The organism is Legionella antarctica (genome assembly GCF_011764505.1).
In the GTDB taxonomy this organism is placed as follows: Bacteria; Pseudomonadota; Gammaproteobacteria; order Legionellales; family Legionellaceae; genus Legionella; species Legionella antarctica.
Window position 1 is genome coordinate 3,286,702 of sequence record NZ_AP022839.1, and the last position, 26,522, is coordinate 3,313,223.

Sequence of the window (26,522 nt, forward strand, 5' to 3'; positions counted from 1 at the left end):
ATTACACCGCGCAAAATGCGGCAACATTTGATTACGGCAAACCAAAGCAATTTAGGAAGAACCTCCTCACAACGTACAGAGCAATAGCCAATTAATCTATTGGATAATAGATTATGGGTATTTCCAATTCTGGCAATTATTTTACCTTTTGGTTGTACATTGTTATTGCCGCAGCAAGAACAGCCGCTTTATGTTGCGGTAAGGATTTGTTGGAATACTTTAACCACTCCGGATGAGCATCAACCAATCCCGTAGTGAACCCCCCCTGCTGAAACTCTTCCGATTGAATCATTTCCAAATAATAGGGAATGGTAGTTTTAACACCGAACATACGCATTTCATCTAAAGCACGACGCGCACGGCGTAACACAGAAGACCAATCAAGAGCCCAAACGGTTAATTTCGCGCATAAAGAATCATAATCAGGGGGGATGCTATAGCCAGTATAAACTGCACTATCTGTCCGAACTCCGGGTCCTCCGGGTGGATAATAGCGGGTTATCCGACCAAAACTGGGTAAAAAATCATTTTGAGGGTCTTCTGCATTTATACGAAACTCAATAGCACAACCAGTGCGCTTAATTTGCTCCTGAGACATAGCAAGACGCTCTCCTGCTGCAATTCGTATTTGCTGCTGTACAATATCGATCCCGGTGATTTGCTCGGTTACTGGATGCTCTACCTGCAATCTGGTATTCATTTCCATAAAATAGGGTCGATTTTGTTCATCCAATATAAATTCGACTGTACCAGCATTAGTGTAGCCGACTTCCCTGGCCGCTTTTATAGCATCACTATAAAGCTGTTCTCGTATACCGTTATCCAGGCATGGGGCAGGAGCAATTTCGACTAATTTCTGATGGCGACGCTGGACAGAGCAGTCTCGCTCAAAAAGATGCAACAGTGTACCGAAATGATCCCCTAAAATTTGTACTTCTATATGACGTGGGTTTACAATAAACTGCTCCATATAAACATGAGCATCTCCGAAAGATTTCTGAGCCTCTGATTGAACACGAGCAAATTGCTGTCTGACTTCACTAGCACCATGACATAATCTTATCCCTCGTCCACCCCCACCAAAAGTCGCTTTGAGCAGTACTGGGTATCCCAGCATTTTGGCACAGACAACAGCATCTTCTGCCGTATCCAGATTGCCCTCACTTCCAGGAACGGTACGGATACCCGCCCTGCGCATAGCCTCCCTTGCGGCAATTTTCGACCCCATAGTCTTTATCACTGAAGAAGATGGGCCAATGAATACAATTCCTGCCTTTTCGCAGGCGGCGGCAAACTCAGCATTTTCGGATAAAAATCCATACCCGGGATGAATAGCCTCACATCCGGTTTCACGAGCACATTCTATTATTCGTTGCCCGTTAAGATAAGCCTCTAGAGGTTTTTTACTCAAACAATGAGCATGGGAAGCCCTTTTCACATGAAGAGAAAATTGGTCTGCTTCACTGTAAATAGCAACGGGCGCGATACCCATTTCGTTGCAAGCACGAACAATACGCAGAGCGATTTCACCACGGTTTGCAACGAGAATCTTTTTAAACATTTTACTCCTTAGAAAATCTCGCGTAAAAAATTGGTCATCGCCAACCAGGAACGTTGCTCTGCAAGCTGATTATAAAGTATTCCAGAATCTGCATCCTGTGCCTGCGGATTAGTAAAACCATGCTGCACATTTCCATACATATGCACCTGCCAATCCACTCTCGCTTGCGTCATTTCCTGACAAAATACGTTAACCTGCTCTGGCCTGACCATAGGATCATCGTAACCATGCAAAACCAGAACTTTAGCCTTGATTTTTTCAACCTGAAAATTTTCTGGTTTGCCAAGCAGCCCATGAAAACTTATGGCTCCTTTAATATCTGCTCCTGAACGAGCCAAATCCAGCGCGCATAATCCACCAAAACAAAAACCAATCACCGCAACACGGTTTTTATCTACCTCAGGCCTGTTAATCAGGGCATCAAAGGCTGCATTAATTCTAATTCGCAACTGCTCACGGTCAGAAATCAACGGCTCTATGAGTGCTTGCTTTTCATCGGTGGAAGTCGCAACAAGTCCTTCACCAAACATATCTACGGCAAATCCGACATACCCCATCTTTGCAAACAATTGTGCTTTTTGACAGGCAAATTCATTTCGTCCACTCCAATCATGGGCCACAATAACTGCAGGACGAGGTTTTTTAATCTTATCCTCATAAGCTATAAAACCATGTAAATCGAGTTTGCCATCATGATAAATATAATTTGATGTATGCATAAAAAATTCCTCTAAACTATAAAACCAGTCTAGGTTAATCATTTCAAAAGTCCAGTAATTTAACCTGAATTCCGCAATCGAATCCACCGGAAAGATACAATGTACTGAATTTTAATGTACTTTAATCATATAGGTATTAACTATTCCTGAAAATATTTAACGTCAGTTATGGATAAGATGCTTATTAAACCCAGCCACTATCTCGATCCGTTCGCCCTGAGGAGTCACTTTAGCGACGTCTCGAAGGGTTCTGCTACAGTGCCTAGCCTTCGAGACGGGCTAAAGCCCTCCTCAGGCCGAACGGAGCAAGGTAAAATCTGAGTTCCTTAGCCATAACTCACGTTATTTATCAAAGAAAAGGTAAAATCAGCGCATTAAAAACATCACTGCAATTTAGCCTTTTGAAATTTGACCTAAAATAAAAATTTTAGTCTAAACTAAAAGTAAATTGTAAGGGATATCATCATGATGACTGATTCAATCACTTATCTGCGAGATTTATTGCACGCCCAGTTATGCTATCAATTTTTTATTACTCCGATCCATCTGCCAATAGAAAAGAAATATCGGGATTTTGCCAAAATGGCTTGTGAGTTTATTGAGGACAAACGCAGCGAGGTGATTCATCAGGAGATGCCCCGTCATCATGTGTTGCATCGCTTTATCCCCCCTGATAATACTGCAGCTAAAAAAGTTCTTATTACGCATGGATGGATATCGCGTGCTGCTTATATGATCAAGTTGATAAAGGCACTTCATCAACAAGGTTATGATGTGTATGCTCTTGATTTTCCGGCACACGGAGAATCTAAAGGCCTTCAACTTCCATGGCCTGATGCTGTTGCCATTTTAAAGGAAATCATGAATCAACATGGCCCCTTCTACGGAGTTATAGGACATTCTTTCGGTGGATCGATGTTATTAAATACGCTTAATTTAGCGGGTCAACGTCCCGAATGGCAATTAAAACATACGCCTGAGCGTGCGGTACTTATCGCATCGCCTACCCGCATGCGCAGCCCAATAAATACGATAGCCAGGCGCTTTAAACTGACTGGAAATGGGTACCTACAACTGCGTGAGTTAATTCGTCAACAAGCCGAAATAGACCTGAATATGATTCAATTGCGTCGCTTCGTTACCCAAATGCTAGATATGCCTTTTTTATGTATACATGGTGAGCAAGACAGCACCATTAACCCTAAAGAGTCGATTGTATTTTGCAGGGAATATAAAAACGCTAACTTAACGTTATTACCAGAAGCAGATCATGTTAGCGTTTTAATAGATGACCGTGTAGAACAACTGGTCTGTGATTTTTTTGAAAATTAATATTCCATATGTTGGCGTATTTTTTTCATGGCATTCTTTTCCAGTTGTCTGACTCGCTCAGCAGACACACCATATTTTTCTGCTAAATCGTGCAGAGTTAATTTTTCCTCAGCTAACCAGCGTTGCTGTAAGATATCTCGGCTGCGCTCATCGAGCTGCTCCATAGCAAACATCAGTTTTTCACGACCTTGATCACCTGTATCTTCTTTCTCCAGGACTAGCGCAGGATCATCATTAGCGTTAAACAAATACTGTTCCGGGGCTTTAAACGCATCATCACAATCATCAGCATCGCGGGCATGGTATGGTGAGTCCAGAGCATTTAAACGCTGTTCCATAACTAATACATCTTCACGGCTCACTCCTAAATCTTTAGCAACTGCGTCTACTTCCTCACTACTAAACCAGCCCAACCGATTTTTCATCTGGCGCAAATTAAAAAACAATTTACGCTGGGCTTTAGTGGTAGCAATTTTAACAATTCGCCAGTTACGCAAAACAAACTCATGAATTTCTGCTTTAATCCAATGAACAGCAAAAGATACAAGACGAACCCCCATTTTAGGGTCAAAACGTTTTACTGCTTTCATTAAGCCTAGATTACCTTCCTGAATTAAATCATTTAAGGGTAGACCGTACCCCAAATAACCTCGGGCTACACGAACAACATAACGCAAATGAGCAAGAACCAGGCGTCTTGCAGCTTCAATATCACCTTCAGAATGAAAACGCTCGGCACAAGCAATCTCTTCTTCCTGAGTGAGCATAGGAATTTGATTTACTCGATGAATATAGGAATCGAGACTACCAACGGGTAGATTCATTGCAGCAAGTTGCAACTGTTGACTCATACTTCTTCCTCCAGTTATCAACAAAAAAAGAATAAATTAATACCATACATGTAGAAATTCACTAAAATCAACACTAGATACTAAGGACTGTTGCCAATTGGTTTCTCGACGTCCCGCGACTTATTCGCGGGATCCAGTTAGGACTCTTTGTGAACAAAATATCCGTTCTTTTCACGAGACTTCTGGATGCCGCGAACAAGCCACGGCACGTAGGCCTCTAAGATCAATTATCAGTAGATCCTGGATTCCGAATACCAATAGGAAATACAAAAATCCATGTCATTAATGCCATTTTTGCACTAATGTACCCTAAACTTGATTATACATCAATTATAGGGTTCTATGGAGGACAATTGTCGTTTCACAGACAGGCATGCCCCAAGCCAACCGAGTATAATAGCAAACAATACAAGTAGCAAGATTTGCCTTATTGACAATCCTGTTAGCGGATAGTGCATTTGATAAGCAACAGCCAGCTGATTAACCGCAACGCCTAAACTTAAGATAAAAATATTAACCAGAAAAACCGCAAGTATTGCACCCGCGAGTCCGTACCAAACACCAGAATATAGAAAGGGCCTGAGTATAAAGGGATCAGTTGCCCCAATTAACTTCAAAATTTGAATCTCTTCATGGCGATTATGAATAGCTAAACGTAAGGTGTTACCGATGATTAAAACCACAGCCAAAGCCAATAAGGACATTAACGCTTTAGCTACCTTCGCTGCAAAACCTGAAATAACGTGTAATCGATTAATCCATGCCATATCAAGTTTCACCTGAGTCACTTGAGGTAAGGCCTCCAGCTGTCGTTTTAATACATCCAATTTTGCCGGAGAGTCGGTAATCAGAGAAGGTACCACCTCAATAACAGAAGGTAGGGGGTTTTCTGGAAGATAGCGCATTATGTCCTGCATTCCTTCTTGTTGGATCAATTCAGATAATCCATCTGCCGCTGATTTTAAACTGGCTTGTCCAACTCCTTGAGTATCGCGCACTTTCTGCAATAAAGTCGCTTGCTCAGCATCAGTCATCCCCGTTTTCAAATAAATGGAAATCTGACTGCCTTGCTGCCATCCAATAGTCAACTGACTTAAATTATCGGTAAACACCCAAAAAAGGGCTGGCAAGGCTAGAGTAATTGCAATAACAATAACTGTCATCATGGTTGCTAATGGTTTACGACACAAGAGATTGAGACTGTGAGTTGCTGCTTGCAGGTGATAGGCAAGAAATGATTGAGATTTTTTTAACACAATCGACCTCCTTTTAGCATCGTAATGCGATGCTTCATTCTCGCTATCAAAGCTAAATCATGGGTTGCGATTAATATGCTGACCCCGACATGATTAAACTGTTCAAAAATAGACATGATTTCCGAAGAAAGTTTAGGATCTAAATTTCCTGTTGGCTCATCGGCTAGTAATAAAGCTGGTTTGTGAACTACGGCACGAGCAATACCCAATCTTTGTTGCTCACCGCCCGATAAATGGATAGGCAACATTTTTTCTTTACTTAATAAACCGACCATATCCAATGCTGCATGCACTCTCTTGGCAATCATAGGATACGCCATGCCTTGAATTTGTAAGGGTAAAGCAACATTATCAAAAACAGTTCTGTCATTAAGAAAACGGGGGGATTGGAACGTAATTCCTAATTGGCTTCTGTGAGTTGCGACATCACGTTTTTTTAAGTGATTTAACTTCAACCCATTCACTGTTAATTGACCTGATGTAGGCCATTCTAATAAGGCAATTAATTTAAGAAGGGTACTTTTCCCGGCTCCAGAATGCCCGGTAAGAAAAGCCATTTCGCCTTTTTGTAAAGAAAAATTCACCTGACTTAATGCTTCAAAGCCACCTGGATAACGCTTACTAACCTGGTCAAATGTGATCATCATTGAATATTGCACCGACAAATTGCGCTGCATCAAAGGGCCGTAAATCTTCTATGCCCTCACCAACACCTAGATAACGAAAGGGTATCCCCAAATCATTAGCTATTGCAAATAATATCCCGCCTTTCGCTGTTCCATCAAGTTTAGTCATCGTAATCCCAGTCAAACTTATTGCTTCATGAAATTGTCGTGCCTGAATCAAGGCATTCTGTCCTATACTGGCATCTAACACCAACATAGTTTCATGAGGAGCCGTAGGTTCGAGTTTCTGTACTACGCGTTTCACTTTCTTTAGCTCTTCCATCAGATTACTTTGCGTATGGAGCCGTCCTGCAGTATCAGCAATTAAAACATCCATCTTTCGTGCCCTGGCAGCCTGCAAAGCATCAAATATAACAGAGGCACTGTCAGCCCCTGTATGCTGGGCGATGACGGTGATATCATTTCGCTCGCCCCATACATGCAACTGCTCTACTGCCGCAGCTCGGAAAGTATCACCAGCAGCTAACATTACTTTTTTACCTTGCTTTTGAAATTGCTTGGCTAATTTGCCAATAGTAGTTGTTTTGCCCGCCCCATTGACACCAACCATCAAAATAACAAAAGGTGATTTATCAGCTGTTTCTAAAGCCAAAGGCTGTGAAGTTTCGCCTAATAGACTCTGCAAATGAATTTTTAAAGCCTCATATACCGAATCTCCGTTAGATAATTCCTTGCGCTCTAGACCCTCTGTTAATTGCTTCAATACGGTCTGGGTGGTATCAATACCCAAATCAGCACTGATTAATAGAGTTTCTAACTCTTCCATCAACTCCGGGCTGATTTCTTTTTTGCCAAGCAATAAACGACCAATGCCATCACCCAATTGATGGCGTGTTTTACTTAAACCCCGCTTAAAACGTGCAAAAATACCTTCTTTAGTAACCTCAGCCGTAGGCTGAATCAACTCATCGCTTTGCTCAGAGATTGTTTCAATGTCACTTTCTGCAGTGTTTTCTGGATTTTCTAAAGCCTCTGGGGCTTGATTTCGTTTAAACCATTTAATCATTTAGTGTACAAATCCTAAGAAATGTGAAATTCTATCACCTTTTTAGCTTTGAGGTTAAGTTGTGCACAAAATACTCATTACCTTACTGATGATACTGTCTTGTCAGACCTTTGGCCAAGTTCAAGAGTTTATCCTGAATAATGGTTTAAAAATACTGGTTAAAGAAGATCATCGTGCTCCCATTGCTGTTTCCATGATTTGGTACAACATTGGCTCTGCAGATGAACCTGGAGGTATAACAGGTGTTTCACATGCTATTGAACACATGATGTTCAAAGGCACCTCAAAGTTTCCCTTAGGTGTCTTTTCCAAAACGATTGCCGCACAAGGCGGCCAGGAAAATGCGTTTACCAACAATGATTACACAGCTTACTTTGAAAAAATAGATGCGTCACGACTTGCAACCAGCTTTGAGCTAGAAGCAGATCGAATGAATAATTTACTCCTTAATGCCGACGAATTTGCTAAAGAAATTAAAGTCATTCAGGAAGAGCGTCGCCTGCGAACTGATAATAATCCCCAGGCCCTTGCCTTTGAGCGCTTTTTAGCCACTGCTCACCTAACTGCTCCGTACAACCATCCGGTAATTGGATGGATGAGTGATCTCCAACAAATGAACACTGAAGACCTTAAAAAATGGTATCAGCGGTATTATGCCCCCAATAATGCTACTTTGGTGGTAGTAGGGGATGTTAATCCCGAACAAGTGCATACCTTGGCAAAGCGATATTTTGGTGCTCTTCACAAGCGGGAAATTTTTGAACGAAAACCCCAAAAGACCCCTCCTGCTTTGGGTAAAAAAACAGTGGCTATCCGGGCCCCGGCAAAGTTGCCCCTGCTCATGATAGGATATACTGTGCCTGGTGTGAAGACCGCAAAAAATGCCTGGGAACCTTATGCTCTGGAACTTATAACCGGCATTCTTGACGGCGGAGAAGGTGCCCGTTTTGCAAAAAATCTCATCAGAGGCCACCATGTTGCTACTGGTGCAGATGTCTATTACAACCTTTACTCACGCTACCCGACACAATTTATTCTGTATGGTGCTCCCAATCAAAATCATGAGATCAAAGATTTCCGTAAAGCACTACTTGCCGAGATCAATGATTTAAAAAATACCCCTGTAGGTGAACAGGAATTACAACGAATTAAAAACCAAATTATCGCCCAGAAAACTTTTGAGAAAGATTCAATTTTTGGTCAGGCAATGGAGTTAGGTCTGTTAGAGACAGTTGGTATCGGTTGGAAACATACCGATAAGTATGCCAATGCAATCAAAAGTATCACCCCAGCACAAATTCAACAAACAGCCCAACGTTACTTTCAAGAAAACAACGTGACCGAAGCAGAATTAATACCTTTGAGAAATAACGAGGTGAAACCATGAAAATATTCAGCATATTTATTACCGCTGTCATTCTAAGCATCTCTCATCAAGCATCAGGGAACACATTCAAAACAGAAAAATGGCTGACCAAAAATGGAGTTAAGGTGGTGTTTTACCAAGCCATGGAGGTACCCATGCTGGATATTAGTATCGCCTTTTCCGGCGGTTCTGCCTATGATGGTAATCAATACGGTTTGAGCGCTTTAACAACCCATATGATAAACCAGGGAAATTCAGGAAAAAATGCAACATCTATAGCTGAAACGCTTGCAGACACAGGCTCGCAATTTAACTCCGAAACCAGCAGAGATATGGCTACGCTTAGTTTAAGAACTCTTACCAGTAAAGAAGCTCTGAATCAATCAACAAATATATTTAATCAGATTATTAATCACCCGGATTTTCCTGATGAAGCATTTGAACAAGAAAAAAAACAACTGCTTATGGCCATCGAACAGGCTGATGAATCTCCTGATGAAATAGCAAACATTAATTTTTTTCAAGCGTTATACCAACAACACCCTTATGCTCACCCAGTCGATGGAGTCAAAGCGACGGTCAGTGCAATCAATAAAAAACAGGTTATTGAATATTATAAACGATATTTTGTTGCCAGTAATGCTGTGTTAGTAATGGTAGGTGCAATTGATAGTCCCACAGCCCATCAATTAGCTGAGCAATTAACCCATGATATGCCCAAAGGGACCCCCGCTCCACGGATTGCCAAAGCAATGCAGTTAACCAAAGCAGAAGAGATACATGTTCCATTTCCATCTTCTCAAACACTGGTCCGTTTGGGTGAAATTGACATTGATCATCATAATCCTGATTATTTTCCATTAATGGTAGGTAACTACATTTTAGGTGGTGGCGCTTTAGTTTCAAGATTAGCTATAGAAGTAAGAGAGAAGCGCGGTTTAACTTATGGAGTAACCAGCCAATTTACCCCTATGCCAGGGAACGGGCCGTTTATTATCAGTTTATCGACAAAAAATAATCAAGCTGAAAATGCCCTTAAAATTACCAAAGATACGTTAAATTCATTTATTGATAACGGACCAAATGCCCAGGAATTGGAGTCTGCAAAACAATACCTCACCGGTAGTTTTCCCCTTTCCCTTGCAAGCAACAGGGCTATTGCAAGCCTGTTATTGCGTATGACTTTTTACCAGTTACCCGAAAATTATTTAGATGATTATGTTGCCCAAATTAATGCCGTAACTGTTGATAAGATAAAACTGGCTTTTAAACAACAAGTGCATCCTGATAAATTACTACTGGTTACGGTTGGTCGATCTTGAAACAAGTCATTCGTATCATAGGCGGTTTATATCGAGGTAAAAAATTGCACTTCCCTGAGGTGGAAGGTTTAAGGCCAACTCCTGACCGGGTTCGTGAAACCCTGTTTAATTGGTTAATGAACGACATTAAAGATGCCCGCTGCCTGGATGCTTTTGCCGGCAGTGGGGCTTTGGGTTTCGAAGCATTTTCAAGAGGTGCTTCAAAAGTTACGTTTATAGAACAATCTCCTAAGGCCCATACCAATTTACAAAAAATAATAGCTCAATTTAACAGCCCTGACCTAACACTGGTTAAAGCGGATACCCGACTTTATCTCCAACAAAGTACTGAGCAATTTGATATTATTTTTCTGGATCCACCCTTCGCGCAAAATTATATCCCTCAATGTCTCAATACCCTGGTGCAAAAAAAACTGATACCTTCCGGGGGGCTTGTTTATTTAGAATCACCCGAATCTATTGAAATAGAACCAACACAATGGCAACAGATTAAATTGAAACAAGCAGGACAAATTATATATGGATTATTTGAAAAACTTTAATTAGTATTATCGTTAAAACCTTCTGTTTTGGAAGCACCATATAACAATATCTTGACAAGCAGCCTTGCTCCTGTTTCAATCAAACCAATACTCATAGATATTAAAGACATTGAATGAACAACAAGATTGTCATTATGTTTATTGTTTCAGCGTTACTAACAAGTTGTGGTGGTACGTTTAGAAAACCACCAGTAAATAATCCTAGTGATGACGCGACTATAAAACTAGCAGAAGCAGCTGTTTCAGTAAGTGATTCCATGCTCGAAATGGCTCGTATTGAAAAAGTGATTACCCCCCCCCATAGAGACAATACTTTAACGATACCCAACGCATACAACCTGCAGGCAAGAGCTAGTGTAGACTGGTCTGGACCCATTGAGGAATTAACAGGTCGTATTGCTAAAGCATCACATTTTAAATTACGTATCCTGGGAAGGGAACCATCATTACCCGTATTAATTAGCCTCAACATTAAAGATCAAAGCCTAGCAGAAATCCTTCGTGATATTGACTACCAAGCAGGTAAAAAAGCCTATATTCACGTCTATCCTAACAGTCAGGTTGTAGAATTACGTTATGCCAAAATTTACTCCTAGTTTTGCTATTATATTTTCAGTCTTACTGGTTTCCTGTGCCTCTTCTCGAGTAAACATGGGGGATACAGGCTCATTGGCAGGCATACAGGCAATGGCCAATGGTAAATATTCACGTGTTCAAAAGAAACAAAAAATGGGTAGAATTCGTGAAATGGCTCTTAAAGAAACCGCGTTAAGTCTCGGTGCCCAGGGGGGACTGGCATGGCGATCAAAACAAATTGATGAGGCGCTTACCAAACAATCCAGGAATCTGGATACCATTTATGATTTTAATTCCCTGATCCTGGAACATAATATTTTACCCCCCGTATTGCTAGAAGGTAGGAATACTTTAAATCTGGCTGATGCGCAGAGCATAAGAATTTCTGATCGTACTTACAAGGTCTCGAAACAAGCACGCTTTGTCACCACACCACCGACCTGGCGTCAGTATCTTTGGATGGATTATTTAAAACCTGAAGCCCCTAACGTTACTCTACTGCCCAAAACCAAAGCAGAAAAAACTATTTGGTGCATCTATACTGCCAAGGGATGGAAAAATGGTATCGATCAAGCCAACATTATTCTCGAAGAAAGCATATCTCGTGTTAAAGAAGATTTTGGCGGTATGATTCTTTACAGAAAATTATTAGCCATGAATATGGTATCACCCCCCTATGTTTCTCATACTGACCTGGGTGTTACTGGTGATGCTTCTGAAATCCATATCGATGATAGAGTGTTACGAATTACGGCATTACCAGCACTCAACATAAACAGTAGCGAGTGGAGAGCTGCAGTTGCAAAAGACGAAAATGCTTTGGAACAGTTTAAAAACATGGAAAAAATCGCAAATCAGTCTAGAATTAAAATAACGAATAAATCCTGGCAGCCAGTGATTGCCCCTGTAAACTGATAATAATATGAATAATATTCATTTGATGCCTGACGAGCCAACCCGTTTCACCCCAATGTTCATGGATAGAATGCTGGAACATGCAGAAAGTCTGAACGCTTCGGATATCACCATTCAAACTGGTGAACCTATCTTTGCTGAAGTCTACGGAAAGTTGCTTAAAATTACTAACCGCCGGTTATCAAATACAGAGCTGGGTGATTTAATCAACTCAATTTATGGACCCAATGGTACAACACAGCTGCTTTCTGGCAAAGATATAGATACTCATTATGAATTTCGCCCCAATCGTGGCGTACGTTACCGTTATAGGGTCAATGGGACTGCTTGTCTGGTTGAGGGACATGATGCAATTCAGATTACTTTAAGAACCATTCCAACAACCCCACCCAAATTAAGTACTATGAATCTTCCTGATAATATCCTCGAAGCCATAGCTCCACAGGAAGGTATTGTATTTATTACCGGAGCAACCGGTTCTGGTAAATCAACCCTTCTTGCATCCATCATTCGAGAGCTTATAGAAACTACGGATTCAAATAGAAAAGTATTAACCTATGAATCACCAATAGAATTCGTTTATGATGAAATTGAGACGATTTCTTCAGTAGTAAGTCAATCAGAAATTCCACGTCACTTACCCAGTTTTGCTGATGGAGTTAGAAATGCTTTACGTCGAAAACCCCGTTTGATCATGGTAGGTGAGTGTAGAGATGCCGAAACTATTAGTGCTGCTCTGGAGGCGGCTCTGACTGGACATCCCGTTTATACGACCCTGCATACTTCTGGTGTAGCCGAAACGATGCGGCGTCTGGTTACTTCGTTTGCTGGAGAAGAACGACTCGGAAGAACCATAGACATTCTAGAAACTATCAGGTTATGTATCTGGCAAAAACTGGTTCCTACAGTTGATGACAGGCGAGTCGCTCTTAGAGAATATTTGGTGTTTGATGAAGAAGTGAGAGACCTGCTTTTGGATGGAGATCCTAACGAAGTAACATCTTCTACGCGTAAACTGGTAAGACAAAGAGGTCAATTAATGACTTTGGATGCCAAAATGAAATTTGAACAAGGCATCATTAGTGAACGGGTTTATAAACTGATTATTGCAGGTGCTAAAGACTATCAACAACAATAGCGCATCACATCCTAATTTACTCTTATTTTCTGGGTGTCGCTAATTAAGTCAGGGCACATCGGTCTTATTAAGGATGAATAAACAGATCTACCTGATAAATCAATAAATGAGGCGCCATCATCGATAGAAATGCAATGTGTTATTACAGAAGTGCCAAAGCCTTATTTTTACCAGTAAAACCGGTAGATGAAATTAATGGGTTTGAGCTAAAACTAGGTCAACATTCTTATCTATTTTGTGAGAATGAAACACCATTTAATAATACCAGCAGTGCCCGCATCGCTGTTGATAAATATACTACTAATAAACTACTGGAAATGGCAGGTATTCCTGTACCTAAATCAGTTGCCCTTCATCTAAATGAATTTGACCAAAATAAAACAGAAGAGATGATAGCTCATTTAAAATTTCCCCTTGTAATTAAACCTGTCGATGGCACTCTTGGCACTGGTGTCTTATGCAATATTCAAACTCTTGAAGAACTTTTATTTTTTCTACCGACCCAATTCTCCCAATACGATCATTTGCTGATTGAAGAGTTTCACGGAAAATTAAAATCATACCGAGCATTGGTTTTTAATAAGCAGGTAATCGGGATTGTTCAGAGGCATCCAGCTCATGTAACTGGTGATGGCAAACACAACATCCAGGAGCTTATTGATTTGAGTAATATTCAGCGTAAAGAAATTAATCCGTTTTTAGGTGCAATATCGATTGATACTGAATGCCAAATCAGGTTAAAAGAACTTGGTTTAGACGCAGATTACATCCCCTCAGCCGGAGAAAAGTTAGTCCTATGCTACACCAGTAATGCGACCAGAGGGGGCCTCTATGAGTCATTAGGAAACCAAATTTGCGAAGAAAACCGTAAAATATTGCGCCAGGTAGCTACAGTGTTGAACTTGAAACTCACCGGTATTGATGTTGAATGCGCTGATATCAATAGTCCAATGACCCGATCTAATGGAATCGTATTGGAAGTAAATCACTGTCCAAGTATTCGAATTCATGAATTTCCATTAATTGGAACTCCTCACTTTGTTACCAGACAGATCATGCGCTCATTTATCTTTCGCCATCCACTAGCTTATTTATATTCACTTTTTTCAAATGAGCCTACTGCTTTTTATTTAAGAACACTCCTTACAATCAGTATACTGGGAATAGTTTTTTGGTTAATTCCATAGATTGGCGCAAACGCTTAAAATCATAACACTCTTTTTACTATTATTAACTGGAGAGTCTAAGCTTATTACCCCTATTTGTATTAGAATTATAATATAAGGTTACCAGTACAGGTCGCTCAATGAACTCAATTCAGATATTAGATACTTCTTTAAGGGATGGAGGACATCGAACTAATTTCCACTTTTCTGATCAAGAATTAGAACGAATTCTGGTGCCTCTTGATAATTCGGGAATAGAATATATTGAAATTGGGTACCGAAATGGCTCCCTGCATCCAATAGAAAATCTGGGCAGAGCAGGATTATGTGATAAAAATTATCTGCTCTTGTGCCAGTCATTAATTAGAAAATCGATCATTGCGGTAATGGCACACCCCAATAATATTACTAAATCCGATCTTATCGAATTAAAAAGCTATGGTATTGGTCTTCTAAGACTGTGTGTGGCTAAAAATTGCTTATTAGAAACGTTACCTATCCTTAAACTTGCGAAAGAAATAAGCTTACCGGTTTCCGTCAATTTTATTCATATGACTTATTACACTGACGATGAGCTGGATGACGTGGTAAGACAGGTAAGTAAGCATGAGCCTGATATGATCTATTTTGCAGATTCAAATGGCAGTATCCTACCGCAGAGGATTAAATTCATTTACGAAAGATATGCTCGTATTTATTCGACTCCTTTTGGCTTCCATGCCCATGATAACATTGGCTTAGCACAGATGAATGTTTTAACTGCGATAAACTCCGGTGCTCAGGTGATTGATGCATCTCTGGCAGGTATGGGAAAAGGTACCGGTAATTTGAAAACTGAGTTTTTGGTTGCCTATTTGCATGCCATTAATATAAAAAAGTACGATTTAGCAACCGTTTTAACTGCAGCCAATTTTGTGAGAGAGGCATTAAAGATAGGTCATGAGGCCATTGAAATGGATGAGTTTGTCAGAGGAATTTCCGATCTTTCAACAGCTGACCTTAAATTGTTTAACCTGAAAAACTAGCCAAATTATAGCCTGTGCCAGATTAATAACAACATTATGCCGGGCACATTGTTGCAACTGAATAATACAGGATAAAAATGCAAAAAAAGAAGATATTAGTGATTACACCCGTTCAACACTATCCCTCTTACATTGAACCTATTATTAATCCTTTATCCTTTCTGGAGGAAGAGTATAGTATTCATCCTATCGATTCTCTTGCCAAAATGCAGGACATTCCTAATAAGGAGTATTACCACTATTGGGAGCAGGAATTAAGTAAATACCTGCCTCATTACGATGCCTTTTTTGGATTTTCCTTTGGGGGAATTATTTTACAACAATGCTTTTCTCTCTTCGTGAATCTCAATAAACCAATTGTACTTTTTTCAACGCCAACCTTTGCTGACTCAACCCTCACTAAAAAACTTGGAAAAGTGATTGCTCTTTGTAAAGAAGGCAACATGGATGACGCACTTTTCTCTCTTTATAAACATGTATATTACCCTCATGAAATACCCTCACAAGAACCTCATTCTTTTGATCCGGTACTTGCTGCAAAACGTATGATTTACGGCTTAACACGTGTATTAGAAACCAACTCAACATTCGTTTTAAAAGAAAATCAGGTAAATCATCTGCATTTAATCGGTGAGCGTTCACATCTAGTGAATAAAGATAACGTGGCTGCTCCTCAACAAGGAATTTTATTGAGTGTACCTGGAGCAGGGATGAGGATGCTTCGGGATAATCTTCCTTTTTGCAAAAGGGCTATATTGGAGACTTTAAACAGTGAAGCCGAATAACGAGCTAAAGATTGCAGTTTTACCAGGCGATGGGATTGGAATTGAGGTAACCCATGCTGCACTACCTATAATTAAAGCACTAAATCTCCCTGTCCAGCTTTCTTTTGGTGAGATTGGATGGTCTTATTGGCAAAATGAAGGTAATCCATTTCCAGATAAAACCTGGCAACTCATTGCTGAATCAAATTCAGTTTTATTAGGGGCTATAACCAGCAAACCTCAACGAGAAGCCAAGAAAGAATTAGCCGAAAAATTTCAAAAAAATAATCTTCATTATATCTCCCCGATTATCCAGTTACGGCAGAAATTAGACTTGTTTGCCAATGTTCGCCCCTGTTTTTCTATCAATAATCATGCGGAAAAGAAATTCAATTTTTGTATCATTCGTGAAAATACAGAGGGTCTGTATTCAGGATTTGATTTTTACCCCATTCCTGAGTCCATACATAATTTACTTAGTAACGACCAACATTGGCAGTCCACTCCAGTTAATGAAATCAGTTGTGCATTACGCCTGCAATCCAAAGCAGGATTATTACGTCTCTTCAACTTTGCATTTCAATATGCCAATTCTAATGGGCTAAAACGAGTAACTTTTGCAGATAAACCGAATGTCCTGCGTCAAAGCAGTGAATTTGCCAGAGAAATTTTTGAAAAGGTAGCCAGTCTCTACCCTTATATTGATGCAGATATTTTAAACGTCGATGCAGTGGCTTTATGGATGATAAGACGCCCTGAAGAATTTGGCGTTATCGTGACTGAAAATATGTTCGGTGATATTTTATCTGATGTTGGAGCGGGGATTATGGGCGGCTTAGGCTTTGCACCGAGTGCCAATATTGGCCAAAAGGGCAGTTATTTCGAACCCATACACGGCAGTGGACCACGCATGAGAAATAATAGCGCCAATCCTAGCGCCATGTTTTTATCAATTAGCATGCTCTTGGATCATTTTGGTTATCAAAGCCAGGCAAAAAAAATTATTAACGCAGTGATCGCTGTGGTGAACAAGAATCGCGTTGTAACTTATGATCTCGGCGGAAATGCCACAACTGTTGATATGGCTAATGCAATTATTGATCAGTGTCTGAATTGCAATTACGATCTCAACATGGATTCATTTTCCATCAAAAATAATGAACTTAAACAAAATATCTTGAATAATGGCCTCAATATGAACGAACATTTGCAAAAACTATATTCATTCAGCAGCGCAGAGCTATCTGATGCACTCGATTCATGCGGCATAGAAGGCGCCCTGTTAAATATCAAGCCATTATCACCAGGAATGAAATTGATTGGCCCTGCTTATACCGTGCAATATAAATCGAATCAAAAAAAAGCATCAGCGTTTAAAAATGCCGCTAATTACATTGACTCCATCCCCGCCAAATCAGTGATTGTTATTGACAATAACGGCCGTAGCGATTGCACTGTCTGGGGAGATATTCTTACTCAGATAGCGATACAAAAAGATATTGCTGGCACTGTAGTTCATGGAGCTGTTCGAGATGTTGAAGCGATTCGCAAAGCAAACTATCCTGTATATAGTACAGCAGTACATATGCGCTCGGGTAAAAATAGGATTCATAAAAACAACGAACAATGCCCTCTGGTCATTAATGAGGTGACCATAAATCCAGGGGATATTATTTTTGCTGATGATAATGGGGTTTTAGTAATCCCCTTAAATTCAGTGATCGATATCATGAACAAAGCAAACACTATTAAATTGACCGAAAATAATATCAAAGCGGCAATCAGATCAGGTTCTAGCCTGGAGCAGGCACGGAAAGATTATCGCTACGATCAACCCTGGCTTGATGATGAAAAAAAATAGAGGTTAAATTGCGTCCACTTACAGCGTATCAATTTATTGATATTCATTACCATGCAGGTCCAGATCTTTATGAGCGTCGATGGGATGCCATTAAAGCAGGACAACTTTATGGGACGCTAAATGGGGCGGCTGTTTTAAAAAGTCATTTAGGAGCAACCAGTGTGCAGGCTACTCTTGCTCAAAACATGGGCTTACCTATACTATCTTCCCTGGTTTTAAATCACCTGGCTGGAGGAATAAATTATCGAGTCATACAGCATGCACTAAGTGAATTTCAACCATCAATTGCAGCAAAAATGATTGTGCATTTTCCCACAATTACAGGACGAGTGATTCAATCTAAATTATCAAGAACAATAGCTCATGATTATTTAAGCAAACACAGCCTTAAAAGTGAAACAATTTTTAATACGAAGCAACAATTACGTAAAGAAGTAATCGATATTTTAAAAATGGCAAATGATTACCCTATTGTCTTGTCAACCGGGCATGCTTCACGTGAAGAAGTGTACAGTTTAATTGATGCCTGCATTCAGTATCATGTTCCTGCATTATTATTAAATCAGCCGGCGAATCCACTAACTGGATTGAATGCGCAAGCGTTAAGTATACTGACCCAAAATGACTTTATTTGGGTTGAGCAAACTGCATTAACCTATTTATTAAATCATCAAGATAAAGAGGATTTCGCAGCAGTTTTAACGTCCATACCCCGAGTTATATACAGCTCTGATCTGGGTCAGATGGACCAAATGGATGTGCCAGATTGGCTTACTTTCTCAAAACATATTTTTGATGAATTGGAATTATCCGAGCAACGACAGGATGATTTAACCCGGGCGAATGCAGTAGCGTTACTTAGTCTTTAAAAAACTTCTCGTAAAAAGGAGTCCGTACTTTCCCAAGATCGTTGATCGGCAAGCTTATTATAATGCAAACCCATCTCATCATCATTTGCTTGTGGATTGGTAAAAGAATGTTGAACAAGACCATACATATGAACCTGCCAATCGACTTTTCTTTGATTCATTTCGACAGCAAATTGTTCTACCTGCTCAGGTGGCACCAAAGGGTCATCGTAACCATGTAATATCAGTATCCTGGTTTTTAAGTGGGCTAGAACCGTTCCTTCAGGCGCTGAAAGTAAACCATGAAAACTAACAACCCCTTTAACATCTGCACCAGAGCGAGCCAGGTCCAGCACGCATAATCCCCCAAAACAATAACCTATGGCAGCAATTTTATCTTTATCAATTTGAGGTAGTTGGGTAAGAAAGTTAAAAGCTGCACGAATACGATCCGTTAATTTTTGCCTATTTTGCACCAGCGGAGTCATCAAGGCTCTTCTTTCCGATTTATCATACCCAAGCTGGGCATTACCATACATATCAATAGCAAAACCAACATACCCCATAGTAGCAAGCTGTATTGCCTTGTCACAGACCGCCTCACCGCGTCCACCCCAGTCATGAGCCACCATGACCCCAGGGAGTTTTTTTGAACAACTGTTATCATATGCGATAAAGCCCCGACATATAGCTTCTTTATCGCTATAATCTATTTCTTCAGTAACTATCATTTTGCTTCCTCTATAAGAGTTGGGAGCATGCTAATGGATAAATAAAATCTAACCTGACTGCCAACTCTTTTTATCTTTTTACTCCTAAGCATCCTGTTGTGTTGCCTGGCTCCCCAATTTTGTTCTTTAGTATCCTTAACCTTCTCCAGAAGGTTTGGATTGGGTACTTTCACCTGACATTTTAGCCTTACCAGAACCACCAGGTTTAGAAATCTTGCCAAGCGCTTTCTGACCATAACCACCGAGCTTATTACCCATTTGCCCTTGAGCATCTTGAGTTGCTTTACCAGCCTCTCCAGATTTTGTTTTCACTTCCTCACCCCATTGAGCAGCCTCCTGGCCTGTACTTTCCGGGTTGCCACCTATCCAACGTAACACTTTATCAGGCAATAGGGAGATCAAAGTAAATGATTTCTGCACAATGACTAAATACATGGTTGTATAAATTAATATAGAGAAAAAGTACGCATAAATACCTGCCCAATCTGTATATTGGGTACCTTTAAAAGCAGAGTTGACCCCGGAACCTTGAGACTCGAGTGAGTTCTCGGGATTGACCTTCTCCATCGAGCCATAGGTACCCGTCCAGGACTCCTTACACATGCCCCATGCAGAATTTTTACAGGCATTAGGATCTTGAGAAGGACTGCTTTGCATGTAACCAATAGCATGATCAAACCCGGCATTAAGAAGCCATACCCCAACATAACAAAGAGCTATTGCTGAAATATACCCAATAATCATCAAAGCAGGTCTTAAAAAGATATTCATTAAGATCATAATCGCCGCCTCACCTTTACCAAAGGCATCATGCCCTTCAGGATGAGTAACCCCCAAAGCTACAATAGGGGCGGCGACCATCGCTTCTATGACTGAAATCATCCAGGCCAAAGTACCAAAGGTAAAAATCATATAAGGTAAAATAGGAATGTAATACGCTGTTGTGAACCCGACAGTGACCATAATCCCAATCCAGGCCAATAATAGCGGCATGGCAAGAGCAATTAGGGCAAAAATAAACAATCCAAAAATGGGTATAATTGCGCTGGTAACAGCCAGATTCAATAACATCATCCATAAATTAGCAGAAAAGTTAATGTACATAACGCCCATATTAGCCAGGGCTACAACTGGATTAACTCCCGGTGCCGATACCGTTTCGAGTCCCTTTTGGAAAATAGTTGCCATCCCTTGTAGCGGAATCATTAAGAAAGCCATAATGACCTGATTGATAATTTGGGAAAACATAGCAAGGAAGGCATTGTATATATATCGAAATATGGCGTTGTAAAACAAGTTACCCATCATTCGTCCCAGGCAAAATGAGAAAAATGCAATTTTCACTTTTCCACAGTCAAAATTCTGTTGTTGCAAATAATAAGTTTGAGGTTCCACACTGAAATGAATCATATTAGCAAATTGTAACGGTTCCAATCCGGGTTGACCTTGCACCTGCATCATCATGGAGTTATTTACAAAGCCATACACCGATGAAGAAGTAAGCGTCTTGTCGACTGTGCTTGCTGCAATTGAACTACTGTCTAATTTAGGCTTTTTTGCAGCTGTTCCTGGAATAGGCACCCCTCCTGCTCCTGCTGAAACGTATGTACCGTCTATTAGTGCCTGTACCTGAACAAGGAGAGCGGCACTATTTCCAAACCAGGTGCACAATAACGCGTAAGAATCAGCATTGCACGTGCCTGAAGCAATCCCGTTAAAACCAAAAGTACTGGAGTCCAAACCTGTACCTGTATCTGTTGCAGCTGTCGTATCAGCCGCATTTCCATTTAAAGCAACCAGGTCAAAAAAATAAGACCCTGCCATGATCCATCCCTTATTGGTAGCCTCATTGATAAAAGCGCGGGTGTTATTCTTATTTTGAAAATCATTTGCAATGCTCATCAAATTCAAGGTAGGAGTCATAATCCCGTTATAATCGCTGATTGCCCCCTGAAACTCTGTTCCGTTAAACAATACTCCGCTGCCTGAAGCAATGGGTCCCCAGATAACACACTTGTCAGTGTACGTACCACAAACCGTGCCTGAAGCGGTAAGAGGTACACCAAATTGTTCTCTGGCAATCAATGAATAATAGTTCTTACTGGCATCAGATCCCGGACTGTTACTACCGGTCGAAGGAGTTATAGCCGGATTATTATTAACCATTACCTGAGCGACCGCGGTAAGATCAACATACATTTGCTGGATAGCTATAGCTCGGGACATTTGCGCTGTTTTGAACTGAGAATCAGTAACCCCCATAGTACCTGAGGTGCCCAGGCCCGCTATGGATTTCCACTTAATAGTCCCGCAAATACCGTTTAAAAAATTAAAGGTAGATGACTTTGTAAAATTAGGCATTGGCGCTTCATAATCTTTCGGAATAATATTTTTGTTGCTATTCATTTTATCATTCTGAACTGCGACCACATTTACTGTAGTGATGAAATCAGGAATAGCCGCATTGCAAAAATCTTTTAATGCATCAGAATTACATGGTGCTGAGGTACTGGTACTGTTTTGACTCATTTCAAGATAAGTTTGTCTTTGAGCTTCTAGCTGTTTTTGCAAACCTAACATACAGACCTGGCCAGCAAGAATGGACATGGCTCCTCCAGGCACTCCGGACGATTGAGGATTGATAAGACCTCTCGTTGGATTTGATTGTTGGGCCTGGATAATTACCCCACCTCGATTCAAGTAACCTAAGGCAGCTTCCCACACTTTATCTGCAGCCCCAATTCCCTGCACTACTATCCACATAACAAAAATTTGCATCAGACAATAACCTGATGCTTTTGGTATTAACAGGGCCAAGCCCAGTGTTGACCGAACAGGAATCCAGATAGAGGACCATTTTTGACCGAGCATTTGTCCTTCATGAGCGGTATTCATTGTGGACACCATCAGTGTATACATGATGATGACTCCGCCAACTGCTAAAACTGCTGAGTTAAACACAGCAAACATGGTACCCATAATCTGGCTGCCAGTTCCATGCAACACGCCATCCACTATACCGAATAAATTACCCAGAAATACTATCGAGTAGTCACTGGCAGGAGGGGCAAAACTTAAGGTGCTGTCCGCTAAAACTAACGCTGGAAAAAAAGAGAGAAGTACGGCTACAACCACTTTATTCATTCTTTCTCCCCCAATAAGCCTTGTCGATACCATTCTTTGAAGGTACAACCCAATTTACGATTTTTAATCTGGAAATACCAAAAATGATAACGGAAAGCCAAAACCAAAGCGATAGATGTAACTGACAGGCTGATGAAAAATGCTTTATATGAGCCATAAAAAAGGTGATATCCGGAATACCCCAGGATGAGTACCGCCGCTGTAAGCATCACCATGCTTAAGCGAAATAAAGCCTTTTGTTTTAACAACAAATCGGCATCACTTAAATGCATCTTGGATTGTGCTGATTCAAACGATTCGACAGTGGTAATTTGATCCGGAACAAAAAAACTCTTGATGCTGTTTTTCAAAGCAATAGTAAATGCTTTAGTTCGGTCCCAATCAAACCATGTGCGGATATTTATTATCCGTGAAAAAACTCTTACAATTCTGGAGCCTGATTTCTTTTTCATATTTTTTACTTTTTTAGTAATGGACTTTTACCCTTCATAATATACTATAGTAGTATGTAGTAGTTTCGTCCATCAATCCATGACAGTAAAAAAAGAGTAAATAATGCCTGATTTAAGCCATGAAGCCTCCGCCAAATACTGGTTTGAGTACATAGACCCGATGATTTACCGGGTTATCACGTTTATGGAAAATGTAGAAGACTGGACTCTGGATGGAAACCCTGAGTTTGAAGAAGCCATGACTCAATTAGGTAAAGAACTTGACGACATCGAAAAAATTGACATGGGGTTATTAGCTGAAGAAGAAAAGTTTATTCGGATCGTTGGAAATATTAAGTCAGGAAGAGGTTTACGTTTACTGCAAGCCATAGATACCGTTCATCCAGGCAGTGCTTCTCGTGTTTTAATCCATGCAGAGGAAACGAGTTTAGGCAGCCATGATCCTGCAGGATTTTTTCTCAAACGAAATATAGTATTTGAACGATTACGTTTATTATCTCGCGTTTTTTGCCAGTATCGCTTAAAACTCGTTTTACGTGCACTTGAAGGGGATGAGTAATGAAATTAGTATCCAGGCTTTTTTTTATTAATCTGTTTTGCCTCACCGCATTACCCGCTGTGGCAGATAATGGTACTGTTGGCGTTGGGTTTCAGACGGGCCAACAACCAAATAATAACACTCAAACCCTACAGCAGTATTTACAATATTTAGGGGGGTACTTAGGTTATGACTTAACGCAGTCCCCTACTGCAAATAATTCAACTATTAGCCAAAAATTACTTAATGAAGTTGCTACTCAACTAGTCCAGGGTTATGTATTTACTACTTTTTTTGGAGCGATACCGGTTAACACCTATTCTCAGGCGTTATCTCAATTTTTACCTACATCATCTGCAGGAGCCAACATAATTAATTCTCGAGCTAATCTCACCTTTAGCTATCAGAATTACTCCAGCCCCTCTCAAGGACAGGGAGCATTGACGGTGTCGAATTTAATTGATCAACAAACCTATCAACAAGACCCGGTAAGCCAAGCGGTATTAAATATTTTAACGACCCCTGACTACACCTATTGCATGCAATTTGACCAAAGCGCCTGGAACCAGAGCTGTAATTATTTGTATCAAAATCTGGTAATGGCCAACGTGGTAGGTGATATTCCAAATCCAGGCAAAGTTCAATTTTTTAGTTTCCAGGAAAATCAGCAGCTCCTCGGTCAACTTAATAGTAATTCCTTAATAGCGCCCTTGTTATATTCCACTGATAGCCCAGGCCAAGGTACTGGAAGTCCCACGCCCTCCGGAAATAAAAACCCCGGATTAGAAGCACAAACTCAAATCGAAGTAGCGGCTAATTTTATTCGTTACGCTTCAGGACAAGTAGCTCCAGGCACCTTACCTTCACTGCAATCATATACCACTTTGTACAATACGGCCTACCCAACAGGGAAGACAAGCATAACCCAGGTGCAACAAAAACAAGCCCAAGCTACTTTAGCTACCTACTTTGCCAACTTACGGATTTTTGCAGCTCAAAGCTCCGTCGGCATGGGCAACCTGTACTACATCCTGTCCAAAAGATTGCCTCAAAAGCTGGGAACAAGTTCTGATAACAGTCCGATTCTTTCCAGCGAAGCGTTGAGTGAATTTAGGATGGCAAGCTGGAGATTATTTAATTCAGATCTAAGCACAAATAAGCAATGGATTAATCAAATAAACAATGCATCTTCCGCTACGGTGCAGAAAGAAATTGCTACCTTATTAGCGGAAATTAATTATCAGATGTATCTGGACCGTCAACTACAAGAACGTATTCTGTTGACCAATTCTATTATGCTCATTCAAAACACAAGATCAAGTCAACCCAGCGCAGATTTTGGAAATAGTGGCAGCAGCACTGACAGTACAGGTGGTGGCCAGTAATCTATTTTATGCTCCCAGACCAGACCGACGCTCTGGGAGCATCTCTAGCAGATCCTTTCTGCGTTCATTCATCAAACTACATACCGCTTTTGCCACTTTGGCGCTTATAGACCTTATAAATGTAATCAATCTTTCTTGCAGGTTCTTTAGGAAGTTGCTTATATATCCAGCCGGACTCCAAGGTAGCAACTAATTTGTAGTTCTCAAAAAAATGTTTCTTTTTTAATAGTTCAAAAAGATAATTACCTTGCCCTTGAAGGGGCAGATAGGTAGTGATAACCCAATCAGGTTTAATATAATCAGCAAGATATTCTGCATACTGATTTAAATTTTGATTATACGGGGCGTGGGTTAATTCAAAATTATTAATACAATCTGAGTCAATAAAACGAATATCAGTGCGACCCTTAAAGGGAACAATGCCACAATCACCAAAAAGAACGGTAGCTCCTTTTGTCGCTTGAGTATTAAGAATTTTAGCAACCGCTAAACGAATTTGAGTTCTTTCTTGATATTGTTTCAGGAGTGCTTGTAGATATTGCGGCTCATTACCTGGAATAAACCAAATCGTTACAATGATAATGATACCAGCAGCAACTATTTTGGGATCTAGGTAGTGCTGCTTAAAATACTTTAAAAAATGGATAATTCCCAAAACGGGTAGTAAAGAAAAAAGAGCAAAAGGCCCCAAAAACAGGCGAAGTAAATGAGCAATAACTGGATTTGCTTTCCAAAGCAAAAGTGTATAAAGAGCTGATGGCAGCCACAACAACCAATGCCTGCAATCCTTGGAGGATAAAAAATAGGGAAGAGAAGCAAGAAGCAAAGGAAAGATAACCAGTAAATAATCAAGATCTAAACTGAAAATCTGCCCTGGTTCTAAAGCCTTACACCGGTAACTATTAGGAATCCATTGACCAAAATAGTGTAGTCGCCACGTAAAATAGACCAGATAAGACACCAGAAAACAAACAATAAAAATCAGTCCCCAAACATACATCGTTTTGGACGTTGTAAAAATTGCTCCTATCCCAACGCGATTTAAATGGCACCAAGTAAATAATAATATCGGAACCAACCAAATTACACCCTCAAATCGAGTCAAACATAATAACAAAAGAGCACCATTAGTTATTACCCATGCACCTGTTGAGCTCGTGGAAACCTCAAAATCCTGTGTTGTCTCTTTAACCGCGCGAAAACCTAAAGCTACCGCACACTGCCAAATCAATAATAGAGATAAAGCACAGTAAAACATACTTTCCATTCCACTCACTGTCCACCATGCAACGCCAAGGAAATGGCTAAATATAAAAATGGGAAGCATAGATAAAAGTG

24 protein-coding genes are annotated in these 26,522 nt (G+C 40.4%); 14 read left to right on the forward strand and 10 right to left on the reverse strand.

Annotated features, from left to right (window positions below; translation table 11 throughout):
• Nucleotides 1-136 precede the first annotated feature (136 nt).
• Together HRS36_RS15535 and HRS36_RS15540 are read right to left on the reverse strand one after the other, a co-directional pair.
• A complete protein-coding gene (locus tag HRS36_RS15535) occupies nucleotides 137-1,561 on the reverse strand; it encodes an acetyl-CoA carboxylase biotin carboxylase subunit (protein WP_173238002.1) in 1,425 nt (474 codons plus the stop codon).
• A gap of 8 nt (nucleotides 1,562-1,569) precedes the next feature.
• The gene (locus tag HRS36_RS15540; RefSeq protein ID WP_173238003.1) at nucleotides 1,570-2,280 is read right to left on the reverse strand and encodes a dienelactone hydrolase family protein; all 711 of its coding nucleotides are present in this window, start codon (nucleotides 2,278-2,280) and stop codon (nucleotides 1,570-1,572) included.
• A 465-nt stretch (nucleotides 2,281-2,745) separates the two neighbouring features.
• On the opposite strand from HRS36_RS15540, the gene HRS36_RS15545 reads away from it, so the two are divergent.
• Nucleotides 2,746-3,612 (forward strand): alpha/beta hydrolase, encoded by an 867-nt coding sequence (locus HRS36_RS15545; protein WP_173238004.1) that lies wholly within the window; start codon nucleotides 2,746-2,748, stop codon nucleotides 3,610-3,612.
• Here HRS36_RS15545 and rpoH read toward each other — a convergent pair.
• The 4 genes from rpoH to ftsY form a co-directional block, all read right to left on the reverse strand.
• Complete coding sequence (rpoH, locus tag HRS36_RS15550; RefSeq protein ID WP_173238005.1) at nucleotides 3,609-4,463, reverse strand: RNA polymerase sigma factor RpoH; 855 nt, start codon at nucleotides 4,461-4,463, stop codon at nucleotides 3,609-3,611. The two genes, HRS36_RS15545 and rpoH, sit on opposite strands and share 4 nt — an antisense overlap.
• Nucleotides 4,464-4,789: 326 nt before the next feature.
• Nucleotides 4,790-5,719, reverse strand: coding sequence for a permease-like cell division protein FtsX (ftsX, locus tag HRS36_RS15555; protein WP_173238006.1), 930 nt, complete (start codon nucleotides 5,717-5,719; stop codon nucleotides 4,790-4,792).
• On the reverse strand, nucleotides 5,713-6,363 hold the full coding sequence (ftsE, locus tag HRS36_RS15560) for a cell division ATP-binding protein FtsE (RefSeq protein WP_173238560.1): 651 nt from the start codon (nucleotides 6,361-6,363) through the stop codon (nucleotides 5,713-5,715). The genes ftsX and ftsE overlap by 7 nt, the downstream gene beginning before the upstream one ends.
• Nucleotides 6,350-7,411, reverse strand: coding sequence for a signal recognition particle-docking protein FtsY (ftsY, locus tag HRS36_RS15565; protein WP_173238007.1), 1,062 nt, complete (start codon nucleotides 7,409-7,411; stop codon nucleotides 6,350-6,352). The genes ftsE and ftsY overlap by 14 nt, the downstream gene beginning before the upstream one ends.
• A gap of 61 nt (nucleotides 7,412-7,472) precedes the next feature.
• On the opposite strand from ftsY, the gene HRS36_RS15570 reads away from it, so the two are divergent.
• The 11 genes from HRS36_RS15570 to HRS36_RS15620 all read left to right on the forward strand — a co-directional run bounded on the left by HRS36_RS15570 (nucleotide 7,473) and on the right by HRS36_RS15620 (nucleotide 18,955).
• Nucleotides 7,473-8,798 (forward strand): M16 family metallopeptidase, encoded by a 1,326-nt coding sequence (locus HRS36_RS15570; protein ID WP_173238008.1) that lies wholly within the window; start codon nucleotides 7,473-7,475, stop codon nucleotides 8,796-8,798.
• A complete protein-coding gene (locus tag HRS36_RS15575; protein ID WP_173238009.1) occupies nucleotides 8,795-10,099 on the forward strand; it encodes a M16 family metallopeptidase in 1,305 nt (434 codons plus the stop codon). Before HRS36_RS15570 ends, HRS36_RS15575 begins: the two co-directional genes overlap by 4 nt.
• Nucleotides 10,096-10,641 carry a 16S rRNA (guanine(966)-N(2))-methyltransferase RsmD gene (rsmD, locus tag HRS36_RS15580; protein ID WP_173238010.1) on the forward strand — a complete coding sequence of 182 codons (546 nt, stop codon included), beginning with the start codon at nucleotides 10,096-10,098 and terminating at the stop codon, nucleotides 10,639-10,641. The genes HRS36_RS15575 and rsmD overlap by 4 nt, the downstream gene beginning before the upstream one ends.
• Before the next feature lie 113 nt (nucleotides 10,642-10,754).
• Complete coding sequence (gene dotD, locus HRS36_RS15585; protein WP_173238011.1) at nucleotides 10,755-11,237, forward strand: type IVB secretion system lipoprotein DotD; 483 nt, start codon at nucleotides 10,755-10,757, stop codon at nucleotides 11,235-11,237.
• Nucleotides 11,218-12,132 carry a type IV secretion system DotC family protein gene (locus HRS36_RS15590; protein WP_173238012.1) on the forward strand — a complete coding sequence of 305 codons (915 nt, stop codon included), beginning with the start codon at nucleotides 11,218-11,220 and terminating at the stop codon, nucleotides 12,130-12,132. Before dotD ends, HRS36_RS15590 begins: the two co-directional genes overlap by 20 nt.
• Before the next feature lie 25 nt (nucleotides 12,133-12,157).
• Nucleotides 12,158-13,270 carry a Dot/Icm type IV secretion system ATPase DotB gene (dotB, locus tag HRS36_RS15595; RefSeq protein WP_173238561.1) on the forward strand — a complete coding sequence of 371 codons (1,113 nt, stop codon included), beginning with the start codon at nucleotides 12,158-12,160 and terminating at the stop codon, nucleotides 13,268-13,270.
• A gap of 134 nt (nucleotides 13,271-13,404) precedes the next feature.
• The gene (locus HRS36_RS15600; RefSeq protein WP_173238013.1) at nucleotides 13,405-14,457 is read left to right on the forward strand and encodes a UDP-N-acetylmuramyl peptide synthase; all 1,053 of its coding nucleotides are present in this window, start codon (nucleotides 13,405-13,407) and stop codon (nucleotides 14,455-14,457) included.
• A gap of 119 nt (nucleotides 14,458-14,576) precedes the next feature.
• Nucleotides 14,577-15,461 carry a beta/alpha barrel domain-containing protein gene (locus HRS36_RS15605; protein WP_173238014.1) on the forward strand — a complete coding sequence of 295 codons (885 nt, stop codon included), beginning with the start codon at nucleotides 14,577-14,579 and terminating at the stop codon, nucleotides 15,459-15,461.
• 77 nt (nucleotides 15,462-15,538) lie between these two features.
• A complete protein-coding gene (locus HRS36_RS15610) occupies nucleotides 15,539-16,246 on the forward strand; it encodes a hypothetical protein (RefSeq protein ID WP_173238015.1) in 708 nt (235 codons plus the stop codon).
• The gene (locus tag HRS36_RS15615) at nucleotides 16,233-18,086 is read left to right on the forward strand and encodes an isocitrate/isopropylmalate family dehydrogenase (protein WP_173238016.1); all 1,854 of its coding nucleotides are present in this window, start codon (nucleotides 16,233-16,235) and stop codon (nucleotides 18,084-18,086) included. The genes HRS36_RS15610 and HRS36_RS15615 overlap by 14 nt, the downstream gene beginning before the upstream one ends.
• Nucleotides 18,087-18,094: 8 nt before the next feature.
• Nucleotides 18,095-18,955 (forward strand): DUF6282 family protein, encoded by an 861-nt coding sequence (locus tag HRS36_RS15620; protein ID WP_226905500.1) that lies wholly within the window; start codon nucleotides 18,095-18,097, stop codon nucleotides 18,953-18,955.
• On the opposite strand, the gene HRS36_RS15625 is transcribed toward HRS36_RS15620, so the two are convergent.
• The 3 genes from HRS36_RS15625 to icmV form a co-directional block, all read right to left on the reverse strand.
• On the reverse strand, nucleotides 18,952-19,665 hold the full coding sequence (locus HRS36_RS15625; protein WP_173238017.1) for a dienelactone hydrolase family protein: 714 nt from the start codon (nucleotides 19,663-19,665) through the stop codon (nucleotides 18,952-18,954). The genes HRS36_RS15620 and HRS36_RS15625 overlap by 4 nt on opposite strands.
• Nucleotides 19,666-19,800: 135 nt before the next feature.
• Nucleotides 19,801-22,809 (reverse strand): type IVB secretion system protein DotA, encoded by a 3,009-nt coding sequence (gene dotA, locus HRS36_RS15630; protein ID WP_173238018.1) that lies wholly within the window; start codon nucleotides 22,807-22,809, stop codon nucleotides 19,801-19,803.
• Complete coding sequence (icmV, locus tag HRS36_RS15635) at nucleotides 22,806-23,261, reverse strand: type IVB secretion system protein IcmV (RefSeq protein WP_173238019.1); 456 nt, start codon at nucleotides 23,259-23,261, stop codon at nucleotides 22,806-22,808. Before icmV ends, dotA begins: the two co-directional genes overlap by 4 nt.
• A 103-nt stretch (nucleotides 23,262-23,364) precedes the next feature.
• Between icmV and icmW the strand changes: the two genes are divergently transcribed.
• The gene (icmW, locus tag HRS36_RS15640) at nucleotides 23,365-23,820 is read left to right on the forward strand and encodes a type IVB secretion system protein IcmW (protein ID WP_173238020.1); all 456 of its coding nucleotides are present in this window, start codon (nucleotides 23,365-23,367) and stop codon (nucleotides 23,818-23,820) included.
• On the forward strand, nucleotides 23,820-25,184 hold the full coding sequence (icmX, locus tag HRS36_RS15645) for a type IVB secretion system protein IcmX (RefSeq protein ID WP_173238021.1): 1,365 nt from the start codon (nucleotides 23,820-23,822) through the stop codon (nucleotides 25,182-25,184). The genes icmW and icmX overlap by 1 nt, the downstream gene beginning before the upstream one ends.
• 76 nt (nucleotides 25,185-25,260) lie before the next feature.
• Here icmX and HRS36_RS15650 read toward each other — a convergent pair whose 3' ends face one another.
• On the reverse strand, nucleotides 25,261-26,460 hold the full coding sequence (locus HRS36_RS15650) for a protein LphB (RefSeq protein ID WP_226905501.1): 1,200 nt from the start codon (nucleotides 26,458-26,460) through the stop codon (nucleotides 25,261-25,263).
• Between the last annotated feature and the right edge of the window lie 62 nt (nucleotides 26,461-26,522).

Excerpts from the sequence above, each read along its gene's own strand:
- HRS36_RS15535 (WP_173238002.1), bottom strand. The coding sequence starts at position 1,561 with ATGTTTAAAAAGATTCTCGTTGCAAACCGTGGTGAAATCGCTCTGCGT.
- HRS36_RS15540 (WP_173238003.1), bottom strand. The coding sequence starts at position 2,280 with ATGCATACATCAAATTATATTTATCATGATGGCAAACTCGATTTACAT.
- HRS36_RS15545 (WP_173238004.1), top strand. The coding sequence starts at position 2,746 with ATGATGACTGATTCAATCACTTATCTGCGAGATTTATTGCACGCCCAG.
- rpoH (WP_173238005.1), bottom strand. The coding sequence starts at position 4,463 with ATGAGTCAACAGTTGCAACTTGCTGCAATGAATCTACCCGTTGGTAGT.
- ftsE (WP_173238560.1), bottom strand. The coding sequence starts at position 6,363 with ATGATCACATTTGACCAGGTTAGTAAGCGTTATCCAGGTGGCTTTGAA.
- ftsY (WP_173238007.1), bottom strand. The coding sequence starts at position 7,411 with ATGATTAAATGGTTTAAACGAAATCAAGCCCCAGAGGCTTTAGAAAAT.
- HRS36_RS15575 (WP_173238009.1), top strand. The coding sequence starts at position 8,795 with ATGAAAATATTCAGCATATTTATTACCGCTGTCATTCTAAGCATCTCT.
- dotD (WP_173238011.1), top strand. The coding sequence starts at position 10,755 with ATGAACAACAAGATTGTCATTATGTTTATTGTTTCAGCGTTACTAACA.
- HRS36_RS15590 (WP_173238012.1), top strand. The coding sequence starts at position 11,218 with ATGCCAAAATTTACTCCTAGTTTTGCTATTATATTTTCAGTCTTACTG.
- dotB (WP_173238561.1), top strand. The coding sequence starts at position 12,158 with ATGCCTGACGAGCCAACCCGTTTCACCCCAATGTTCATGGATAGAATG.
- HRS36_RS15600 (WP_173238013.1), top strand. The coding sequence starts at position 13,405 with ATGTGTTATTACAGAAGTGCCAAAGCCTTATTTTTACCAGTAAAACCG.
- HRS36_RS15605 (WP_173238014.1), top strand. The coding sequence starts at position 14,577 with ATGAACTCAATTCAGATATTAGATACTTCTTTAAGGGATGGAGGACAT.
- HRS36_RS15610 (WP_173238015.1), top strand. The coding sequence starts at position 15,539 with ATGCAAAAAAAGAAGATATTAGTGATTACACCCGTTCAACACTATCCC.
- HRS36_RS15625 (WP_173238017.1), bottom strand. The coding sequence starts at position 19,665 with ATGATAGTTACTGAAGAAATAGATTATAGCGATAAAGAAGCTATATGT.
- dotA (WP_173238018.1), bottom strand. The coding sequence starts at position 22,809 with ATGAATAAAGTGGTTGTAGCCGTACTTCTCTCTTTTTTTCCAGCGTTA.
- icmV (WP_173238019.1), bottom strand. The coding sequence starts at position 23,261 with ATGAAAAAGAAATCAGGCTCCAGAATTGTAAGAGTTTTTTCACGGATA.
- icmW (WP_173238020.1), top strand. The coding sequence starts at position 23,365 with ATGCCTGATTTAAGCCATGAAGCCTCCGCCAAATACTGGTTTGAGTAC.
- icmX (WP_173238021.1), top strand. The coding sequence starts at position 23,820 with ATGAAATTAGTATCCAGGCTTTTTTTTATTAATCTGTTTTGCCTCACC.